Source organism: Brevundimonas sp. NIBR11, assembly GCF_027912535.1.
In the GTDB taxonomy this organism is placed as follows: domain Bacteria; phylum Pseudomonadota; class Alphaproteobacteria; order Caulobacterales; family Caulobacteraceae; genus Brevundimonas.
Genome location: NZ_CP115465.1, coordinates 2,412,521 through 2,431,394, shown reverse-complemented (window position 1 = coordinate 2,431,394; position 18,874 = coordinate 2,412,521). Strand labels below are relative to the sequence as shown.

19 protein-coding genes and 1 riboswitch are annotated in these 18,874 nt (G+C 66.4%); of the genes, 13 read left to right on the top strand and 6 right to left on the bottom strand.

What is annotated here, in order from left to right; genetic code table 11:
• Positions 1–4 precede the first annotated feature (4 nt).
• Both O5O43_RS12320 and O5O43_RS12315 read right to left on the bottom strand, forming a co-directional pair.
• Positions 5–1,681: an MFS transporter gene (locus O5O43_RS12320; protein ID WP_271084184.1), complete on the bottom strand. Its 1,677-nt coding sequence runs from the start codon at positions 1,679–1,681 to the stop codon at positions 5–7.
• Positions 1,678–2,217, bottom strand: coding sequence for a TetR/AcrR family transcriptional regulator (locus tag O5O43_RS12315; RefSeq protein WP_271084183.1), 540 nt, complete (start codon positions 2,215–2,217; stop codon positions 1,678–1,680). The genes O5O43_RS12320 and O5O43_RS12315 overlap by 4 nt, the downstream gene beginning before the upstream one ends.
• Positions 2,218–2,366: 149 nt before the next feature.
• On the opposite strand from O5O43_RS12315, the gene O5O43_RS12310 reads away from it, so the two are divergent.
• From O5O43_RS12310 to O5O43_RS12300, 3 genes are all read left to right on the top strand, one after another.
• Complete coding sequence (locus tag O5O43_RS12310) at positions 2,367–3,080, top strand: DUF305 domain-containing protein (protein WP_271084182.1); 714 nt, start codon at positions 2,367–2,369, stop codon at positions 3,078–3,080.
• A gap of 39 nt (positions 3,081–3,119) precedes the next feature.
• Complete coding sequence (locus O5O43_RS12305) at positions 3,120–4,964, top strand: hypothetical protein (RefSeq protein ID WP_271084181.1); 1,845 nt, start codon at positions 3,120–3,122, stop codon at positions 4,962–4,964.
• A gap of 135 nt (positions 4,965–5,099) precedes the next feature.
• Positions 5,100–6,353, top strand: a complete 1,254-nt coding sequence (locus O5O43_RS12300; protein ID WP_271084180.1) for an MFS transporter — start codon at positions 5,100–5,102, stop codon at positions 6,351–6,353.
• On the opposite strand, the gene O5O43_RS12295 is transcribed toward O5O43_RS12300, so the two are convergent.
• Positions 6,337–7,257: a hypothetical protein gene (locus O5O43_RS12295; RefSeq protein ID WP_271084179.1), complete on the bottom strand. Its 921-nt coding sequence runs from the start codon at positions 7,255–7,257 to the stop codon at positions 6,337–6,339. The two genes, O5O43_RS12300 and O5O43_RS12295, sit on opposite strands and share 17 nt — an antisense overlap.
• A gap of 224 nt (positions 7,258–7,481) precedes the next feature.
• Here O5O43_RS12295 and O5O43_RS12290 point away from each other — a divergent pair, with 224 nt between their 5' ends.
• Positions 7,482–8,024, top strand: coding sequence for an OmpA family protein (locus O5O43_RS12290; RefSeq protein WP_271086433.1), 543 nt, complete (start codon positions 7,482–7,484; stop codon positions 8,022–8,024).
• Here O5O43_RS12290 and O5O43_RS12285 read toward each other — a convergent pair.
• Together O5O43_RS12285 and O5O43_RS12280 are read right to left on the bottom strand one after the other, a co-directional pair.
• On the bottom strand, positions 8,021–8,698 hold the full coding sequence (locus O5O43_RS12285) for a bifunctional 4-hydroxy-2-oxoglutarate aldolase/2-dehydro-3-deoxy-phosphogluconate aldolase (protein WP_271084178.1): 678 nt from the start codon (positions 8,696–8,698) through the stop codon (positions 8,021–8,023). The two genes, O5O43_RS12290 and O5O43_RS12285, sit on opposite strands and share 4 nt — an antisense overlap.
• Positions 8,699–8,764: 66 nt before the next feature.
• Positions 8,765–9,280: a hypothetical protein gene (locus tag O5O43_RS12280; protein WP_271084177.1), complete on the bottom strand. Its 516-nt coding sequence runs from the start codon at positions 9,278–9,280 to the stop codon at positions 8,765–8,767.
• Positions 9,281–9,477: 197 nt separating this feature from the next.
• On the opposite strand from O5O43_RS12280, the gene O5O43_RS12275 reads away from it, so the two are divergent.
• Entirely contained in the window at positions 9,478–10,068 is a 591-nt protein-coding gene (locus O5O43_RS12275) for a hypothetical protein (RefSeq protein WP_271084176.1), read from the top strand.
• 114 nt (positions 10,069–10,182) lie between these two features.
• A complete protein-coding gene (locus tag O5O43_RS12270) occupies positions 10,183–11,193 on the top strand; it encodes a PIN-like domain-containing protein (RefSeq protein WP_271084175.1) in 1,011 nt (336 codons plus the stop codon).
• 367 nt (positions 11,194–11,560) lie between these two features.
• Here O5O43_RS12270 and thiC read toward each other — a convergent pair whose 3' ends face one another.
• Positions 11,561–13,390, bottom strand: coding sequence for a phosphomethylpyrimidine synthase ThiC (gene thiC / locus O5O43_RS12265; protein ID WP_271086432.1), 1,830 nt, complete (start codon positions 13,388–13,390; stop codon positions 11,561–11,563).
• Positions 13,391–13,529: 139 nt separating this feature from the next.
• A riboswitch (TPP riboswitch) is annotated at positions 13,530–13,638 on the bottom strand.
• A 61-nt stretch (positions 13,639–13,699) separates the two neighbouring features.
• Here thiC and O5O43_RS12260 point away from each other — a divergent pair.
• The 7 genes from O5O43_RS12260 to O5O43_RS12230 all read left to right on the top strand — a co-directional run bounded on the left by O5O43_RS12260 (position 13,700) and on the right by O5O43_RS12230 (position 18,645).
• Positions 13,700–14,938 (top strand): bifunctional alpha/beta hydrolase/OsmC family protein, encoded by a 1,239-nt coding sequence (locus O5O43_RS12260; protein WP_271084174.1) that lies wholly within the window; start codon positions 13,700–13,702, stop codon positions 14,936–14,938.
• Positions 14,939–15,040: 102 nt separating this feature from the next.
• Positions 15,041–15,442, top strand: a complete 402-nt coding sequence (locus O5O43_RS12255; protein WP_271084173.1) for a BLUF domain-containing protein — start codon at positions 15,041–15,043, stop codon at positions 15,440–15,442.
• A gap of 40 nt (positions 15,443–15,482) precedes the next feature.
• Positions 15,483–16,484, top strand: coding sequence for a D-cysteine desulfhydrase (locus O5O43_RS12250; RefSeq protein WP_271084172.1), 1,002 nt, complete (start codon positions 15,483–15,485; stop codon positions 16,482–16,484).
• Positions 16,481–16,729, top strand: coding sequence for a DUF3253 domain-containing protein (locus O5O43_RS12245; RefSeq protein WP_271084171.1), 249 nt, complete (start codon positions 16,481–16,483; stop codon positions 16,727–16,729). Before O5O43_RS12250 ends, O5O43_RS12245 begins: the two co-directional genes overlap by 4 nt.
• A gap of 56 nt (positions 16,730–16,785) precedes the next feature.
• Positions 16,786–17,007, top strand: coding sequence for a hypothetical protein (locus tag O5O43_RS12240; RefSeq protein ID WP_271084170.1), 222 nt, complete (start codon positions 16,786–16,788; stop codon positions 17,005–17,007).
• 76 nt (positions 17,008–17,083) lie between these two features.
• A complete protein-coding gene (locus O5O43_RS12235) occupies positions 17,084–17,356 on the top strand; it encodes a hypothetical protein (RefSeq protein ID WP_271084169.1) in 273 nt (90 codons plus the stop codon).
• Between the two features lie 587 nt (positions 17,357–17,943).
• Positions 17,944–18,645, top strand: coding sequence for an IPTL-CTERM sorting domain-containing protein (locus O5O43_RS12230; protein ID WP_271084168.1), 702 nt, complete (start codon positions 17,944–17,946; stop codon positions 18,643–18,645).
• Positions 18,646–18,874: the final 229 nt, after the last annotated feature.

Genomic DNA, 18,874 nt, shown 5'->3' with positions numbered 1-18,874 from the left:
GTTTTCACTCGACGGCGGCGGCCGCGGAGGCGGCGTCGCCTCCGGCGAACCGCGCCTGAAGGCGGGGGCGGAAATGGTTGAAGGTCACCCAGACGCAGCCGAGGGCGGCGAGGGCGGACATGATGAGGAAGACGTCGTTGTAGGCGAGGACGTGGGCCTGTTGCGTGATCTGCTGTTGCAGCAGGACCTGGCCCTCGGCGGTGCGCAGGGCGGGGTCGGAGATCACGCGGCCGTAGGCGCCGGAGAGCTGTTGCAGGCGCAGCACGACCTGCGGATCACCGAGGGTGACGGCTTCGGACAGCTGGCTGGAGTGGTATTTCTCGCGGACGGTTTCGAGCGTGCCGACGATGGCGGATCCCAGCAGGCCGCCGACGTTCTGGCCGATGCCGAAGACGACGATGAAGCTGACCAAGTTCTGGGCGCCCTTCTGCAGCACCTGGACGATGCCCTGCATCATGGCCGGGCCGATGAAGAAGGCGGCGGCGAAGGCGAGCATCGCCTGGCTGAGATAGAGCTGGGCCGGGCGGGTCAGGACGGTCGCGTGGCTGTCGATGAAGGCGCCGACGGCGATCAGGCCCAGCGCGATGGCGATCGGCTTGTCCAGCTTGGCCGGGTTCATGGTGAAGGCGCTGATCACGGAGCCGGCGGCGGTGGCGATCAGGATCAGGGCGAACAGGCCGTGCATCTGGTCGGGGCCCACGCCCAGCTGGGTCATCAGGCCCACGGCGCCGGCGGTCTGCTCCGAAAGAACGATGCGGACGCCGACGATGGCGAGGGCGAGGCGGATGATGGCGGGGCCGGAGAGCCAGGCCAGATTGATGAGCGGGGTCTTGCGATTGTACTCGACCAGAAAGGCCGCGCTGAGGAGGATGATCGAGCCGATCAACGCCCAGCCGATCCAGGCCGCCTCTGTCCACCAGACGATGCGGCCGAGGCCGAGGACGGCGCAGAGCAGGGCCATCCCGGGCGCGAACAGGGCGAAGGTGACGAAGTCCAGCGGGTCGAAGACCTTCATCTTCTCCGAGGGCGGCAGGCGCAGGGCGAAGACGGCGGCGAGGGACAGCAGGCTGAGGCCCAACTCCATGGCGTGGAAACCGCGCCACTCCGACAGTTCGACCAGGTGGTTGGAGAACAGCCGCACGGCCGGAAGGGCGAGGCTGGATGCGCCGATGGCGAGTATCAGACCCTTGAGCCTGTGCGCGGCGGGAAAGGCCTGGATCGTGTAGAGGAAGCCGAGCGAGGTCAGGGCCGCCGAGGCCATGCCGGCGAAGGCGCGCAGGATCAGGGACGACGAATAACTCTCGAAGAACAGGGCCCCGAGCGCGATCACGACATAGGCTGTCAGGAATATCTGGGCGAAGAGCCTGAGCCCGTACTGCTGGCGGAACTTGATCAGCAGCAGGTTCATGCAGGCGTTAGTCATCACGAAGACGACCGGCAACCAGGCCGCCTCGGTGATCGAGACGCCGAGCGCGCCGCCCAACTGCTGGGTGTTGGCGGTGATCATGGCCACGCCGATCCCGCCGGTCGCGGTGACCAGCATGCCGACCGCGCCATAGGCAAGGCGATAGGGCAGGCTGTGATCGGGTGTGGCGGGCGAGCCTGGCAGCATGGGCCGCTCATGCGGCTGCAGCGTCTGGACGTACTCGGACCAGGGAAGGGCGAAGTTGCGACGGCTCACGGTCGGCTCTGTACGGAATCGATCACAAGCGTGAGCGTTCGGTGAGCGATGGCGTTCCGCTCGGCCGGCGCGGCGTTATGCAGGGCCGCGCCCAGCATGGCCGAGAGGATGCGGACATCCGAGGGTGTGATGTCGTCGCGGACGATGTCGGCGGCCTGGGAAATCTTCAGCGCCGGGGTCGCGGCCTTGACCAGGGCCCGACGCAGGGGGTCGAGAAGCTCCGACGAGGGGGCGGCCCGGACGACGCCGCCCAGCGCGGTGTTCCGCGTCAGTGTGTCCGAAAGGGCCGCCAGGAAGTCGAGAAAAGCCTCGTCGTTGTCGGAGTCGGCGAAACGCTCGCCCAGGATCGACACCTCGTCCAGGAGGACAGCCAAAGCGATCTCGGTGCGGTTGGCGAAGTTGCGATAAAGGGTCCCCCGACCCACGCCGGCGCGCTCGGCGATGCGGTCCAGCGGCGTGTCGATGCCTTCCTCGGCAAAGACGACGGCGGCCGCGCGCAGGAGGGCGGAGCGTCGATCGGCGGCGTCTTTTCGCATGGGGCGGGTCATCGTGGATCGCTAAGTGGACACTGGTGTCCACTTTTGCAAGGGCGGGATCGACGTATGGTCTGACGCCTTGCCCAAGAGCGTCGGGAAGGCCTAGTCTGGACTGTGGCTGGATAGCGCCGCGACGGGAGTCATCAGGCGTGCGGTTCGAGGTCGGCATTTCCCTAGTCCTGACGATCGGCCTGATCGCCGGACAGACCGCGGCCCAGACGCCCTCTTCTCCCCCGATTTTTCAGCCCGGCGCGCCGGGCCAGCCGTCGCGGATCGTTACGCCGGCCCAGGCTCTGGAACTCGGCCGCACCCGTTTCACCCAGGCTGACGTTCGCTTCATGCAGCATATGATCGTCCATCACGCCCAGGCGGTGGAGATGGTCGGCCTGCTGGAGACGCGCGGATCCGACCAGCGGGTGAAACTTCTGGGGCGCCGCATTGCTCTGAGCCAGGAGGCCGAGATGGCGATCATGCGGACCTGGCTGGAAGAGCGCGGCCAGTCGACCGAGATGCAGATGGACCACGCCGCGATGGGTCACGCCGGCATGGACCACTCGACGATGAATCATTCGGCCATGGGACATGGGGAGCCGGCGACCCGCCCCGACGACACGCCGGTGATGGCCGGGATGCTGACGCCGCGCCAGATGCGGACGCTGGCGGCGGCGAGCGGCGCGGAGTTCGACCGCCTGTTCCTGACCGGCATGATCCAGCATCACCAGGGCGCGCTCGACATGGTCGCGGCCCTGATGGAGACGCCCGACGCGGCCGAGGACACGATGCTGTCGGACTTCACCACCTCGGTGGTCGCCGATCAGCAGGCGGAAATCCTGCGCATGCGGTCTCTTCTGTCCGACCACTGACCCCGACATCCACGAACCGCTGACCTGAGAGAGCCGATCATGAACGTGCGAAACACACTCCTGTCCTCCGTCGCCGTACTGGGCGTGCTGCTTGGCGCGACTGCGGCTTCGGCGCAGCAGTCCTCGGGCCCCGGCGACACCCAGGTGATCACCGCCGATGCGCGCTCGGGCCTGTCGGCCGGTTACGACAACGCCGGACAGGCGGCCGTCGGCATGGCCCTGCAAAGCCACACGCCCCATGCGCCCGGCTTCGGCACCTCCGAGACCATGTTCTCGCCGCCCAAGACCGACGAAGAGCGCGCCGCGATGCGCGCCGCGGCCGAGGGCAACCGCAGCTTCAGCGCCCTGGGCATGGCCAACTCAGACATGGCCGTGTCCGACGGCAAGCTGTTCGTCGGCAACTTCAACGGCTTCAACGCCTATGACATCACCGGCGAGACGCCCCGGCTGGTGATGTCGGTGGTCTGTCCCGGCGGCCAGGGCGACGTCTCGGTGCACGGGAACCTGCTGTTCATGTCGGTCGAGGAAAACCGTGGCCGCATCGATTGCGGCACGGGCGGCAACGAGGGCGACGTCAGCGCCGAGCGCTTCCGCGGCGTGCGCATCTTCGACATCTCCGACCTGTCGAATCCGCGCCAGATCGCCGCCGTCCAGACCTGCCGGGGGTCGCACACCCACACCCAGGTGCCGGACCCGTCTGACCGAAACGTCCTCTACATCTACGGTCAAGGCACATCGAGCGTGCGCAAGACCGGCGAACTGGACATCTGCACCGACGGCGAGCCGGACGAGAACCCCGAGACGGCCCTGTTCTCCATCGACGTGATCAAGGTGCCGCTGGATCACCCCGAGCGCGCCGAACTGGTCAACCGTCCGCGCATCTTCGCCGACGCGACGACGGGCCGGGTCGCCGGGCTGTGGCGCGGCGGCCGCGCCGGCCTGGCCAGCCAGGACACGGCCCAGACCAACCAGTGCCACGACATCACCGTCTATCCGGCCATCGGCCTGGCCGGCGGCGCCTGCAGCGGCAACGGCATCCTCCTGGACATCACCAATCCGGAAGAGCCGCGCCGGACGTCGGACATCTTCGATCCGGACATGGCCTACTGGCACTCGGCGACCTTCAACAATGCGGGCGACAAGGTCGTCTTCACCGACGAGTGGGGCGGCGGCACCTCGCCGCGCTGCCGCGCCGAGGACCCCGCGACCTGGGGCGCCAACATGATCGCTACGATAGCCGACCGCACCCTGACCGCGCGCAGCTTCCACAAGCTGCCGTCGGCGCAAGGCGCGACCGAGAACTGCGTCGCCCACAACGGCAACATCATCCCGGTCCCGGGCCGCGATCTGATGGTCCAGTCCTGGTACCAGGGCGGGGTGTCGGTCATGGACTTCACCGACCCGATGAAGCCGGTCGAGATCGCCTATTTCGACCGGGGACCGCTGAGCGCCGAGCGCATGTATGTCGGCGGTTCGTGGTCGGCCTACTGGTTCAACGGCCGCGTCTATTCCAGCGAGATCGCACGCGGCCTCGATGTGCTGAAGCTGCTGCCTTCGGACCAGCTGTCGGCGGCCGAGATCGCTGCGGCCGAGGCCGTCGTGGCCGAGGAGATCAACCCGCAGACCCAGATGAAGATCGAGTGGACCGACAGCCCCGACGTGGCCGCGTCATACGTCGATCAGCTGGCGCGCACCGATGCGATCGCGGATGGGGTGGAGACGCGCGTTCGGGCGGTGATCGAGGGCTGGCGTTCGGGTTCGGCCGACAAGCGAGCGGCGCGGCGCCTGTCGACCGAACTGGCCACGGCTCCCGAGGGCGCAACCGACGCGACCAAGGCGCGGATGGCGGCGCTGTCGGCTCTTCTGGGGCGTCTGGCGGCGTAGGGCTCCGAACGGTTTGGATTAGAGGGGCGGCGAGGGTCTCGCCGCCCTGTTTCGTTCGCGCGTCGATTGCGGTTTCATCTGGACCCCAGCCTTCGTCGGGGTGCACGGTGAGGGATGTCCAACGACCACACCCCGATGACCAGACGGTCCATGGCCATCGCGGCCTTTTCGACCGTGGTCGAATGGTATGACTTCACCCTCTATCTCTATCTCGCCACCGTCCTGTCGCGGGTCTTCTTCGGCGGCGGGGAGGAGAGCCTGCTGATCACGTTGGGCGGTTTCGCGGTGGCCTATCTGATGCGGCCGATCGGGGCGGTGGTGTTCGGGCACATCGGCGACCGGTTCGGGCGGCGGCACACGATGCTGCTGTCCGTCGCCCTGATGACGGCGGCCATGATCGTGACGGCGATCCTGCCGACCTATGGGCTGATCGGGCCTGCGGCTGGCCTGCTCCTGCTGCTCGTCCGCTGCGTCATGGGGTTCTCGGTCGGGGGCGAGTACACGGGCGTGGTGGCCTATCTGCTGGAGGGGGCGCCGCGTCATCGGCGCGGCCTGATCGCATCTTCGGCCTCGGCGGCGAGCGAGATCGGGGCGCTTCTGGCCGTCGGCGTGTGCGCCGTGACCACGCATCTGTTGAGCCCGGCCGATCTCGACGCCTGGGGCTGGCGCATTCCGTTCGGGGTCGGGGCGGTGCTGGCCGGCAGCGTCTGGCTGGCTCGATCGACGATGCAGGAATCGCCCGACTTCGAGCGGCAGAGGGCCGCCGGGACCGTGCCGGTCAGCCCGCTGCTGCACACGCTGAGGCATCACCGCGTCGGCATCGCGCGTGCCTTCGCCATCTCGGCCCTGGGGTCGATCACCTATTATGTCGGCATCACCTATGTGCCGGTCTTCCTGACCTCAATCGGGGGCTTGGGCGAGACCGTGTCGCTGTGGCTGGCGACCATCGCGGCGGTGGTGGTGATCCTGATCACGCCCCTGACCGGGATGTTGTCGGATCGCTGGGGGAGGAAGCCCGTACTGATTCTGCTGGCCCTTCTCAGCGCCGCCGCGCCCGCCGCCATGTTCTCGCTGATGGCGGTCGGGGGTGAGAACGGGGCTCTGCTCGGCGCCGTCGTCCTGGCGTGCGTCGCGGGCGGGGTCAGCGCGGTCGGGGCCGTGGCGACGGCGGAGCAGTTCCCCGGCGAAGGACGACTGACGGGCCTCGCGCTGGGGGCCACGGCGGCGACGGCGGTGTTCGGCGGCTTCACCCCCTGGCTGGCCCAGTGGTTGATCGCGATGACGGGCGCCAACTGGGCGCCCGGAGCGATGATCGCCGTGGTCGCCCTGGTCGTCCTGCCCGTCTTCTGGAAGGCGCCGGAGACCGCGCCGCTCAGCCCGCGCCGGTGAGGTCCGACCAGCGCCAGGCGCCCTGACCGAGGGCCAGGCGCGGGCCGTCGGCGTCGTCCTCCAGCGTCAGCAGCACCAGACCGCGTACGGACTGGCGACGGCATTCGGCCGGGGCGAAGGCGACAGCCACGGCGATGGCCTGGCGCAGGCCTGCCAGACCGCGTCCCGCCTCGCCGGGGTTCATGACCCAGTCGCCGTCCCAGACCAGCAGGGCCCGGTGAGAGGCGGGCAGGGCGCTCTGGGCCCGCGCGGCCGAGGCGACCACCCCGGCGTTCCCGCGCAGCGCATTCTGCACCCGCCGGATCATGTCGCAGCGCCCGGCGCCGGAGCCCGGGCCCCCGCCCCCGCCCGCCGCGCCAGCGCCTCCACCGCCCGAGCCGGACCCCGCTGTGGCCGCGCCGGCGAGCTGGGCCAGGGTCAGACCGGCGGGCGGCGTGGCCGGCGCGGGGCCGGGCGGAGCGGCAGCGACGGGCAGGGGCTCGACCTCAGGCGGAGCCGGTCGCGGCGGGCGCGGGGCGGCGGGCGGACGAGGCCTGGGCGGGGTCGGCGCGAGGCTGGCCGGGGCGGGCGGTTCGGCGGCCTGCGAGGGCTCGGCGGGCCCCGGCGGCGGGTCAGGTTCGGCGACCGGAAGCGGCGGAGGCGGCGGGGCGAGGGAGACGATTACGGGCTCCGGCGGCGGCTCGGCGGAAAAAATCGTAGGCGCGGGGGCGACGGTCAGAAAGGCCAGAAGACCCGCCAGATGCACCCCGAGGCTGACCGCCGCGCCCGTCAGCCAGCGCCGTCCCGGCCGCCGCGTGGCGGCGGTTTGCGAGGCCGGATTTCGCGTTTGGCTTTCGGCGCTTGAAGGCAAATGGGATCCGTACAGGGCGACGCCGGCGACGTCGGACAGGCGTCCAGAGAGCATGCCGAGACGTCAGGATCGTGGCGTCCGCCCGGGAAGGTCCACACGGCCAAGCTGCCGGAATCATGCCCCAGACCGGTCATTCCGAGGCCTTTCAGCGTGTCCCTGATCACGACTGCGCGACGTTCGGAAGTGGCGCTCCGGTCCTTCAGGAAGCTCCCTTGATCCAGTCCCCATCCGCCTCGAACGCCCTGGCCCTGCCGCGCCCCAACCTGCGGCCCGTCCTCATGACCGGCGTGGTCCTGTCGCTCGGCCTGCTGGCCTCGGGCTGTGCGACCCGAGCCTTCGTGCGCGACAACGTCGCCGTGGTCGACCAGCGCGTGGACGCCACCGACGCCCGCCTCGGCGTCGTCGAGGGCACCGCCAACGACGCCCTGCAACGCGCCACGGCGGCCCAGCAGCTGGCCCAGGGCAAGTTCATGTACGAGGTCGTCCTGTCGGATGACTCCGTCAAATTCCCGTCGGACCGCGACGCCCTGTCGCCCGAGGCCGAGGCCCGTCTGACCGAGCTGGCGAACCGGCTGAAGGCCGAGAACGTCAACGTCTATCTGGAGATCCAGGGCCATACCGATTCAGCCGGTCCCGAGGCTTACAACGACGCCCTGGGCGCCGCCCGGGCCGAGGCCGTTCGCCGCTCGCTGAGCCGCCAGGGCATCGCCCTGAACCGCATGGCCACCATCAGCTACGGCGAAGAGGCGCCCGTCGCCGACAACTCCACCCCCGAAGGCCGCGCCCAGAACCGGCGCGTGGCCATCGTGGTCCTGAGCTAGGACTTCGACGCGCGGAAGGCGGCGACGGCGTCCACGGCCGCACGGACCGAGGCCTCGATCCCGGCCCAGTCCCCCGCCTTCACCGCCGCGTCGGTGACCAGCTTGGACCCCATGCCGGTGGCCACGATCCCGGCCCCGAACCATTTCGCGATGGAGGCGGGGTCGGGGTCGACGCCGCCGGTCGGCATGATCTTGGTCCAGGGCATGGGCCCCATGACCGCCTTGACGAAGTCCGGCCCGCCGACCGAGGCGCCGGGGAACAGTTTGACGATATCGACGCCCAGCGCCTGCGCCTCCACGATGTCGCGCACCGAGCCGCAGCCGGGGAAATAGGCGACCATCCGCTTGTTGCAGACCACGGCCACCTCCGGCACCAGCGCCGGCGAGACCACGAACCGCGCCGCGCGGTTCAGATACAGCGACGCCGTCCCCGCATCGATGACCGAGCCGATGCCCAGGATGATGTCCGGATCGGTCCGGCCAAGTTCCCGCGCGATCTCTCCGAACAGGTCGGCCGCGAAGTCGCCCCGGTTGGTGAACTCGATCGCCTTGGCCCCGCCGCGCGCACAGGCGCGGATCACGTTCATCGCGATCTCCGGGTCCGGATTGTAGAAGACGGGGAAGACCCCCTGCGCTTCGAGGGCGGTCAGGACCTGGGTGCGGGCGATGGGCATGGTGGGGCTCCGGGGTATGCCGACGGATCGCGGATCGACGACCCCCCCGTCAAGCCACTTCGGGTTTCAGTGGTCTGGGCCGGACTCGAAAACACCGTCCATAGCGTCTACAGCGTCTATAGCGTCTACTGCACCCGGATCGTCCTGGGCGTCATCGGCGAGGCGCCAGCGGATGGCGTCGAGCCGTTCGCTGTCACGGGCCTCCTCCGCCTCCACCTCGACCAGGGTCCGTTCCACGCGCCGCCAGCGCAGGGCCTCGGCCGCATCGCCGCGCATCACGGCCCGCAGCATCCTCCGGTGGGCGACATAGGCCAGTTCGCGGACCTCGACCTGGTCGAGGTCGCCGCCGACGCGGGTCTCCAGATCGACCCCCTCGTCCCACGGGTCCAGCCGATCGGCCGGGGTCCAGGGCTGATCCGCACGCCGCCAGCCGTCGCGCGCCGCCCGCGCCCGCAGGGCCCCGACGCTGACCCCATGCCGCCGCGCACACTCCGGCGCCGACCGCCCGGCCAGATAGTCCTCGCGCACCGCCGCCCAGACCTCGTCCGGCGCCGGCCGTCGCCCCTGTGCGTCCTCGTCCATGTTCGTCTCCCTGTGCCGGGGACAGTGTGAGGCCGTTTTCAGGAGTGATGGATATAAAGCCTCTCAAGAGAGCCGGGCCTTGTTTTCAAAGGCGGATTCAGGGGATCCGTTGATGGGTCTGGGCCGCCAACCCCTCGCCGACTCTTGTTCGGAGGACTTGAGGCTGTAGGCTGAAACCCGCGCGCGAGGGGGCCAGCATGTCGTTGTTCGAGTTCACCTTCGGCCTCTCGGCCGTGATCCTGGGGCTGGCGCTGGCGCATATGGCGTCGACGGTCTCGAAGCTGGCCATGGCCGGGCGGCGGGTGCGCTGGGCGCCCGAGCCCCTGTTGCTGGCGGCCATGATCGTCCTGGTCATCGTGTCGGTGTGGATGTTCCAGTGGGACGCGCGGACGCGGACGGAGACGACCGTCGGCCTGATGGTGATGCAGGTGGTGAAACTGGTCCTGCCCTTCATGGCCGCGACCTTCGTCCTGCCCGACCCGATCCCGGAGGATGGGCCCGTCGACCTCTACGCCCACTACGACCGGACCCGCGTCCTGACGTTCGGGGCGCTGATCCTGGGGCTGTGGGCCTTCTGGGGCGTCAGGATGGTGGAATGGGGGATGGGGTTCGCGCCGGGCCGGGGGGCGATGACGGTCTGGGGCGTGGTGCAGGCCGTGCCGTGGGAGTTCAGCCTCGGCTACGGCCTGCTGATCGTGGTGCGCCGGCGGTGGGTCAATGTCGTGCTGCTGGCGGCGGGGCTGGTCTATTACGGGTGGCAGGTGTTGCCGGTGCGGTTCGTGGAGTGACTTGCCTTATCGCATTGGCGCATTTCGGGCACGAAATTCCGCTGAGAGGTGCACGTCGGTGCGAATAGAAAATCGACCTTCTAGAGTGACCTGCATGCATAATGGATCTTCGCTTTGAGAACGGCGCTCCACCAGTTTTTCCGACCTACTGAGGCGGAGTTTGAAGCACTTTGGCGCGATGCGTTGTTTAGCTTTGACGCGAGCGCACTTCTGAACCTCTACGGGTATTCAGAAGCCACAAAGGACGGCTTTCTCGGTGTTATGGACGCCTACAAACCCCGAGTCGTGCTGCCATTTCAGTTTGCGCTTGAGTATTCAAGAAACAGAGCTAGTACCATCGTTAAGCAAGTCAATCAGTATAATGCGGCGGAAGCTGATTTGTCCGCTTTCGCTCGAAAATACATCGAAACGAAACGCAGTCATCCTTACCTTTCAAAAACCGCTATGGAGGGATTTGCTGCAATCGGCGATGACTTGGTTCGATCCAAGAAGCAAATGGAAAGCCTCATTGGTAACGACCAGATTGCTGACAGAGTTCTCGACATATTCGACGGGCGGATTGGTGCGCCCCCTACAGAACAAGAATTGAACGCTTTACATGTTGTTGCCCAATCACGCATAGATAATGAAATCCCGCCCGGCTATTGTGATCTTAAGAAAAAGGGAGTTCCTGGGGCTTTTGGGGACTACATCGCTTGGTCTCAGTTGATAGGATTGGCAAAATCCAAGCAAAAGCCAATTATTCTCGTGATCGACGACAGCAAAGAAGATTGGTGGTATATAGAAAAAGATAGAACGATCGCGTCCAGGCCTGAGCTAGTAGCTGAATTTCTTTCAGAGGTGGGCGAGAAAATATGGATTTACTCGTCCGACGGGTTTCTTCGAGCGGCTGAAAAATACTCCAAAATTCCCATCGATGGAAAAACGCTCGACGAAGTCAGTGAGCGCCTAGAGGGTCAGCGGAAGGACGAAATTATGTTCCGCGGCAAGCCTGCTCAAGATAGTGTGCGAGATGCAGGCTCTTCCACGCTTGGCAGCGCGATGAAGCGAGCTAAGGAAGAAGGCGGGCGATTTGATGAAGGGCTTGAAGCTCAGGTTGACGGCGATAAGCCTGAGGAAAAGTGATGGCTATTCGAGTCTTTTGTAAAGAACCGAAGCAACTAAGCGAAAGAATAGCCTCATTCGCTCGGATAGATTTGCTAAAGGATTGGTCGATCGATAAGGACGGGGATTTAACGCACAAATCTGTCCAAATGGCGCGTCTTGCTTGGTTCAGAATGAGAATCCAGGACGACAGGCTGGTGTTAAGTTTGTTGGGAAACACGAGACTTGTCACGGAAAAGTCTACCTATGTTTTCTACCATTCCCAAATGTTAGCGGCGTTACTGGACAACTTCAGCGATGAAGTGGATAGGTTTTCAATCACTCCACGTGCAGCCAGCGGAGATATACTTATCCGGGTCGTGGACGGAGTTAGCTAACTCCGTCTGAATCACACCTTCACCTCCACCACCCCGCCCCCGGCCCGGAACTTCGCCGACATCTCCGCCATGCCGGCTTCGGCCGCCTCCAGCGAGCCGCCCGCGTCGTTCTGGGCAGCGGCGTCCCTGCGGATGTCCTGGCTGATCTTCATGGAGCAGAATTTCGGGCCGCACATGGAGCAGAAGTGGGCGGTCTTGTGGGCCTCCTTGGGGAGGGTCTCGTCGTGGTATTTGCGGGCCGTCTCGGGGTCGAGGCCGAGGTTGAACTGGTCCTCCCAGCGGAACTCGAACCGGGCGCGGGACAGGGCGTCGTCGTGCAGGCGGGCGGCGGGGTGGCCCTTGGCCAGGTCGGCGGCGTGGGCGGCGATCTTGTAGGTGATGACGCCGTCCTTGACGTCCTGACGGTCGGGCAGGCCCAGATGCTCCTTGGGCGTGACGTAGCAGAGCATGGCCGTGCCGAACCAGCCGATCATGGCCGCGCCGATGGCCGAGGTGATGTGGTCGTAGCCCGGGGCGATGTCGGTCGTCAGCGGGCCCAAGGTATAGAAGGGCGCCTCGTGGCAGTGCTTCAGCTGCTCATCCATGTTGGCCTTGATCTTGTGCATCGGCACGTGGCCGGGGCCCTCGATCATGACCTGGCAGCCCTTGGCCCAGGCGATCTTGGTCAGTTCGCCCAGGGTCCGCAGTTCGGCGAACTGGGCCTCGTCATTGGCGTCGGCGATGGAGCCGGGACGCAGGCCGTCGCCGAGGCTGAATGACACGTCGTAGGCCCGCATGATGTCGCAGATCTCCTCGAAATGCTCGTAGAGGAAGCTCTCGCGGTGATGGCTGAGGCACCATTTGGCCATGATGGAGCCGCCGCGCGACACGATGCCGGTGACGCGTTTGGCCGTCATGGGGATGAAGGGCAGGCGGACGCCCGCGTGGATGGTGAAATAGTCGACGCCCTGTTCGGCCTGTTCGATCAGGGTGTCGCGATAGACTTCCCAGGTCAGGTCCTCGGCGACGCCGTTCACCTTCTCCAGCGCCTGGTAGATCGGGACGGTGCCGATCGGGACGGACGAGTTGCGGATGATCCAGTCGCGGATGTTGTGGATGTTCCGGCCCGTCGACAGGTCCATGACGTTGTCGGCGCCCCAGCGGGTGGCCCAGACCAGCTTGTCGACCTCGTCGTCGACGCTGGAGAGGACGGCCGAGTTGCCGATGTTGGCGTTGATCTTCACCAGGAAGTTGCGGCCGATGATCATCGGCTCGACTTCGGGGTGGTTGATGTTGTGCGGGATGATGGCGCGGCCGCGCGCGATCTCCTGACGCACGAACTCGGGCGTGACGAAGTCGGGGATCGAGGCGCCGAAGTCCTCGCCGTCACGGATGCAGGGGGCGGTCTGTTCGCGGCGCAGGTTTTCGCGGATGGCGACGTATTCCATCTCGGGCGTGACGATCCCGGCCCGGGCGTATTCGTACTGGGTGACGGGGCGGCCCTCGACGCCCTTGAAGACCTTGTGGTTGGAGACGTCGAAGCGGGGGGCGAGGTGGCGGCCCGACGCGTGGCCGTTGTCCTCGGGTCTCACCTCGCGGGGGTTGAGGACGGGGGCGATGTCGCCGCGGTCGAGCTGCCAGCTGGATTTGACGAGGGGCAGGCCGCGCTTGATGTCGATCGTGACGTTCGGGTCGGTGTAGGGGCCGGAGCTGTCGTAGATGGTCACCGGCGGCTCGTTGGCGCTGGGGTGGACGGCGACCTCGCGGAAGGGGACGCGGATGTCGGGATAGAGTTCGCCGGCGACGTAGACCTTGCGGGAGCCTGCGCGTTCGCCGGTCGGGATGGTTCCCGTCTCGCGCATGACTGCCTCGCGCGCGTCTTTCAGCGACAGGTCGACGTTGGGCTCTTCGGGGAGCGACGGCGGGGTGACGAGAATGTTCATGGCGGCCTCTGTGCTTGCAGAGGGTCCGCCGACTCCGGGCGAGAGGGGACTGTGGCGGGGTCCCGAAGCGTACTCATCCCTTCGCCGGCATGACCCGGATCAGGTTCGGCCGGTCAGAGGGCTACCTCTATCTCAGCCGCTCGAGCGCGACCCCCGGGAGAACGCCGCGACGATAGGCTGATGGCGGCGGATTGGCTAGGGTCGCCGTGCAGACTGGAGCCTCGACCCATGCAGACCGAACCCTTCGACTTCACCACGGCGGACGGGCGGCATGTGAACGCGGTGCTGGATCGGCCCAGCGGACAGGCGCGGGGGTTCGCCCTGTTCGCCCACTGCTTCACCTGCGGGAAGGACAACCTCGCGGCGACGCGGATCAGTCGCGCGTTGGCGAACGAGGGCGTCGGCACGCTGCGGGTCGACTTCGCCGGGGTGGGCGAGATGGGGGCCGAACTGCCCGCCGGGTTCACGGCGGACGTGGAGGACCTCGTCGCGGCGGGCGAACATATGGCGAAGAAGGGCTGTGCGCCGGGGCTGCTGATCGGACACAGCCTGGGCGGGGCGGCGGCGATCGCTGCGGCGGGGCGGCTGCCGACGGTCAAGGCCGTGGCGACCATCGGCGCGCCCTACGACGTGACCCATGTGCTGGGCGCGGAGGGCGAGGGGTCGATGCATGCGGCGACGGTCGGCGGCGTCCGCATTCCGGTCGGCCCCGGTTTCGCCGAGGACCTGAGGAAGCAGGATCAGAGGGCGCGGCTGGCCACACTAAAGCGGGCGTTGCTGATCCTGCATTCGCCGGCGGACCGGGTGGTGGATATCGAGGAGTCGACGGGGATCTATGTCGCGGCGAAACATCCGAAGAGCTTCGTCTCGCTGGACAAGGCGGACCATCTTTTGACCCGGCCCGAGGACGCCGTCTATGCGGCCAGCGTCATCGCGGCCTGGGCGTCGCGCTACATCGAGGACATGACGACGCCGATGGGCGGGGCCGAGGCGGACGGGGTCGTGCGGGTCGCCGAGACGGGCGCAGGACGGTTCCAGGTCAGGATCGAGGCCGGCGGGGCGGTCATCCTCGGCGACGAACCGGTGTCGGTCGGCGGGATGGCGTCGGGACCTACGCCGTACGAGCTGATCGGGGCCGGGTTGGGGGCGTGCACGGTCATGACGCTGCGGCTCTATGCCGAGCGGAAGAGGCTGCCGCTGGAGCGGGCTTCGGTCGATGTGCGGCACGAGAAGCGGGCCGGAGAGACGCCGCCGGACGTGTTCGAACGGACCCTGACCCTGGACGGCCTCCTGACCGAGGAGCAGCGGGCGCGCATGTTCGAGATCGCCGACAAATGCCCGGTGCATCGGACGCTGGAAGGCAGTTCGCGCATCGTGACGCGGGCGAAGGCGGCCATGGCCGCGCCGGACGAGGCGGAGCATTTCGCCGAGATGGAAATGGTGGCTGAAGCCGCTTCGCCAGAGTAATGCATTAGCAATCTGTTCGGAAACGAACATTTCTATTTCGATTGCCGACCGTTGGCGCAGGTTGTAGCCAAGGCGTCACATTACACGCACGGCCCGACATAGATGATCAAACTGGAACGACTGCTCTACGCGAGCACGGCGACGGGCCGCACCGACAGCCTGATGAACATGGCGAGCATCCTGGCGGAGTCGGATCGCAACAATGCTCGGGACGGTCTGACCGGCGCCCTGGCGGCGCATGAGGGTCAGTATCTGCAGGTCGTGGAAGGTCAGCCCGAGGTGCTGGACGGGTTGCTGAGACGTCTGGAGTCGGATCCGCGTCACAAGGACATCCGGCTGATCGACCGGGCGTCGATCACGCAGCGGCGGTTCCAGGCCTGGACGATGGCCAATGCCCGGATCACGCCGCCGATGGCGGGCCTGCTGGAGCGGCTGGTCCATAATCCGCAGCTCGACCCCAACGGGGCCGTCGACATGCTTTTCGAGGCGTCGCAAGCCGCCTGAGCGGATGCTAGGAGTGAGGCGAACCCATAAGGACCGCCCCATGCATCTCGCCCGTTTCCCCCGCGTGCGCCTCGCGCACCTGCCGACGCCGCTGGAGCCGGCGCCCGGCCTGTCCCAGGCGTTGGGCATCGATCTTTGGATCAAGCGGGACGACTGCACGGGGCTGGCCGGAGGGGGCAACAAGACGCGCAAGCTGGAGTTCCTGCTGGGCGACGCCTTCGAGCAGGATGCGGACACCCTGGTGACCCAAGGCGCGGTGCAGTCGAACCATGTACGCCAGACCGCGGCGGCGGCGGCGGTCATGGGGCTGAAGTGCGAGGTCATCCTGGAGGAGCGGACCGGGTCGAAGGCGGTCGACTACGTCAACAACGGCAACGTCCTGCTGGATCGGCTGTTCGGCGCGGTCATTCGCTCCGTGCCCGGAGGATCGGACATGCCGGCCGAGCTGGAGAAGACGGCGGACGGGGTTCGGGCGCGCGGGGGCAAGCCCTATGTGATCCCCGGCGGCGGCTCGAACGCGATCGGAGCGCTGGGCTATGTCGACTGCGCGCGCGAGATCGTGGTCCAGGCCGACGAGCTGGATCTGTCCGTCGACCGGATCGTGACGGCGACGGGCAGCGCGGGGACGCACGCCGGTCTGGTCGCCGGTCTGGCCGTGCTGGGCGCCGACATTCCGGTGCTCGGCATCGGGGTGCGGGCGCCCAAGGAGAAGCAGGAGGCCAATGTCCTGAAGCTGGCCAGGGAGACGGCGGCCCTGTTGGGGCATCCGGATCGGGTCAAGGACCATATGGTCGTGGCCGATTGCGACTATGTCGGGGAGGGCTACGGCCTGATCGACCAGGCGGTGGTGGACGCCCTGACCCTGGCGGCGCGGACGGACGGGATTCTGCTGGACCCGGTCTATACCGGCAAGGCGATGAAGGGGCTGATCGCCTTGGCCAGGGCGGGTCGGTTCGAGGGCGAACGGGTCGTCTTCCTGCACACCGGCGGGGCGCAAGGCCTGGCCGGGTATCAGGGCGAGCTGGATGCGATGCTGGGGTGAGCCCAAAGGCCCAGGTGCTGGCTCTGCTGGACGCCCGGGCGGAGGGCGCGACCGTTTGCCCAAGCGAGGCGGCGCGGGCCCTGGCGGGCGAGGATGGCGACTGGCGCGCACGGATGCCCGAGGTCCGCGCCGCCGTCGATCAATTGACGGCGGAAGGCAGAGTGCGGCTGAGCTGGAAAGGACGACCGATGTCGTCCCGCGCGGGGGCCTATCGCATAGGTCGGGCGTCGGCCTTGCGTCCCTGAGTCTGTGTCCGCTGCCGACCCGTTGCAGACCTTGGACCACTGAGGGACGATGGGGCATGGATCGCTTTCTCGAACCCGGCACCCCCGTCCGCCGCACGAACATCGGCGATGGGATTTGGGAAGACGGAGTGGTTGTGCATTGCTGGTTCGATGACGAGTTGCGTGCCTACGACTGCTACGTCGCATTTTTTGGGGACGCGATCCCCGAAGGCGAACCGTCGGTCAAACCGTATGTTCTCCGATACGCCTCAACATCGTTGGTGGTGATCAAGGATTAGTCCGCTTTCCGGCACCGAGCCTTTGACGGCTTCCGACCCGTTGCGGACGTCCGGGCTCGCGCGATACCATAGGTCAATGAAGCCGAAGACCGCCCTTGAAGGGATACTGAACTTCGCAGCATTTGCCGTTGCGCTGGGCATCCCTTCGATCCCTCTCATCTGGCTATTGAGGCTGCCAGACGAACAGTTCAGCCAGCTATTTCACGGTATCGGCCTGCCAGTCTTCCGCGCGATGGAGGTGGCCGCTCTGGTTGTCTGGTTGGGGATCGCGATCCTTCTATCTCGGCTGTTTGAACGGCTACTTGATCGTCTTCTGGATCGACCACGCTCGCCGTGGCTCAAGAAGTGATGTCCGCTTCCCACCCAATGCGGGCGTTGACTCGGTAACCGCAGCCCGGTCCAGTCGCACTATGCAAGAGGATGTTCGTCGCTGGCGGCCTAAAGGCACGGTCTACTTCTGGTTCGAAAACGACAAACGGCAAGGGGACGGTTGGCACCTCGCCGCAGATGAGCCGGGCTGCGATGACCTTCGCGATTTGGTCGCCCTTGGCATGTCTTCCTCCTCCCCAGCCCGGTTTACGCTGCCGCTCGGGAGTTTCTCTGCGGCTGCGGGTAGAACGATCTCCACACTCGTGGTCTGCTACGACAAGAGTTGGTCGCCCGATCACTGGAAGATCATACAGTCCGACCACGTGGTGCTTTGGGAGTTGGGGACTGCCAGCTTCGACGGCCTTCGTGACGTATCTGCCGCCTTGAAGCGCGGCGATGTGGATCGTCCGATTGGTGGCGAGGAAGCAGCCCAGCGAGTCTGGCTATGGTGGTGCCCGTCTTGAGGCAGCCGCGCTGGCGCGCGGGTCCGCTTTCCACCCCTCTCGGACCTTCACAAGGTCCGCTACCGGGCCAGGGTCGGAAAGTCTGCTTCTCGGCGTCAGGACAATGACCGCTTTCGACCCGTTGCCGACTTTCGATCACGGCGCAAAGTTCGTCCGAACTGGCGTGCTTGTCGTTAACCCTGGCGGCCTGTCGTGTCCTTCACCGGCCTCTTGCTTCGGTATTAATCGTCTGCCAGAACGCGGGTTCATAGGGGGGATGCCATTGAAAATACTCAGATCCGCAGTTTTTGCTGCAGCCATTTTGTTTGCTGGCGTAGCTCATGCGGCACCGGTGACATGGACAATACCGTCGACATCCGTGACCGGAGGAAGGACCATTAGTGGAACCTTCGTGTTCGACACCTCGCTTCCCGCCACGCAGCGGTTGGTGAGCATCAATGTGACCGAGACCGGTCCGACCCCAACCAACTACACCTTCACCGGGGGCATCAACGGAGACTATTATCTCGGGCAGTCAGCCGCTGCGGTCACCAATGAGCGAGCCATAGCGATACGGCTTCCGGCTATTCCCGCTACTGCAGGAGGAAACTACACCGTCCCGGTTATTTTTACCCGGGAGTGCATCAACGCCGTGGCGGGCAAGTGCGACAACTTGAACACAGACCAGAGCGCCACCAATGTGATCATAACCTCAGTGGCTGCAGCACCGGTGCCAACGATGACAGAATGGGCGATGATCCTGTTCGGCACGATGCTGGCCGGTGGGGCGGCGCTCTATATCCAGCGGCGGCGTCAGTTCGGCTGACCGACGACGCTCGGACCCGCCCCAACGGCCCTGTCGCTAGTCCGACGGCGCCGTTTCGATTCCATCTCAGGGCGTGGGTGGGCCGGTTACGGGCGCGAGGTCAATGACCGCTTCCGACCCATCTCAGACAGCCTTTCGGGAGGGACGCGGTCAGGTCCCAACGCTCGAATAGCCACTACTTATTCCTGGTCCGCTTGCTCGCAGCATCTCCGCCATGATCCTGACTGGA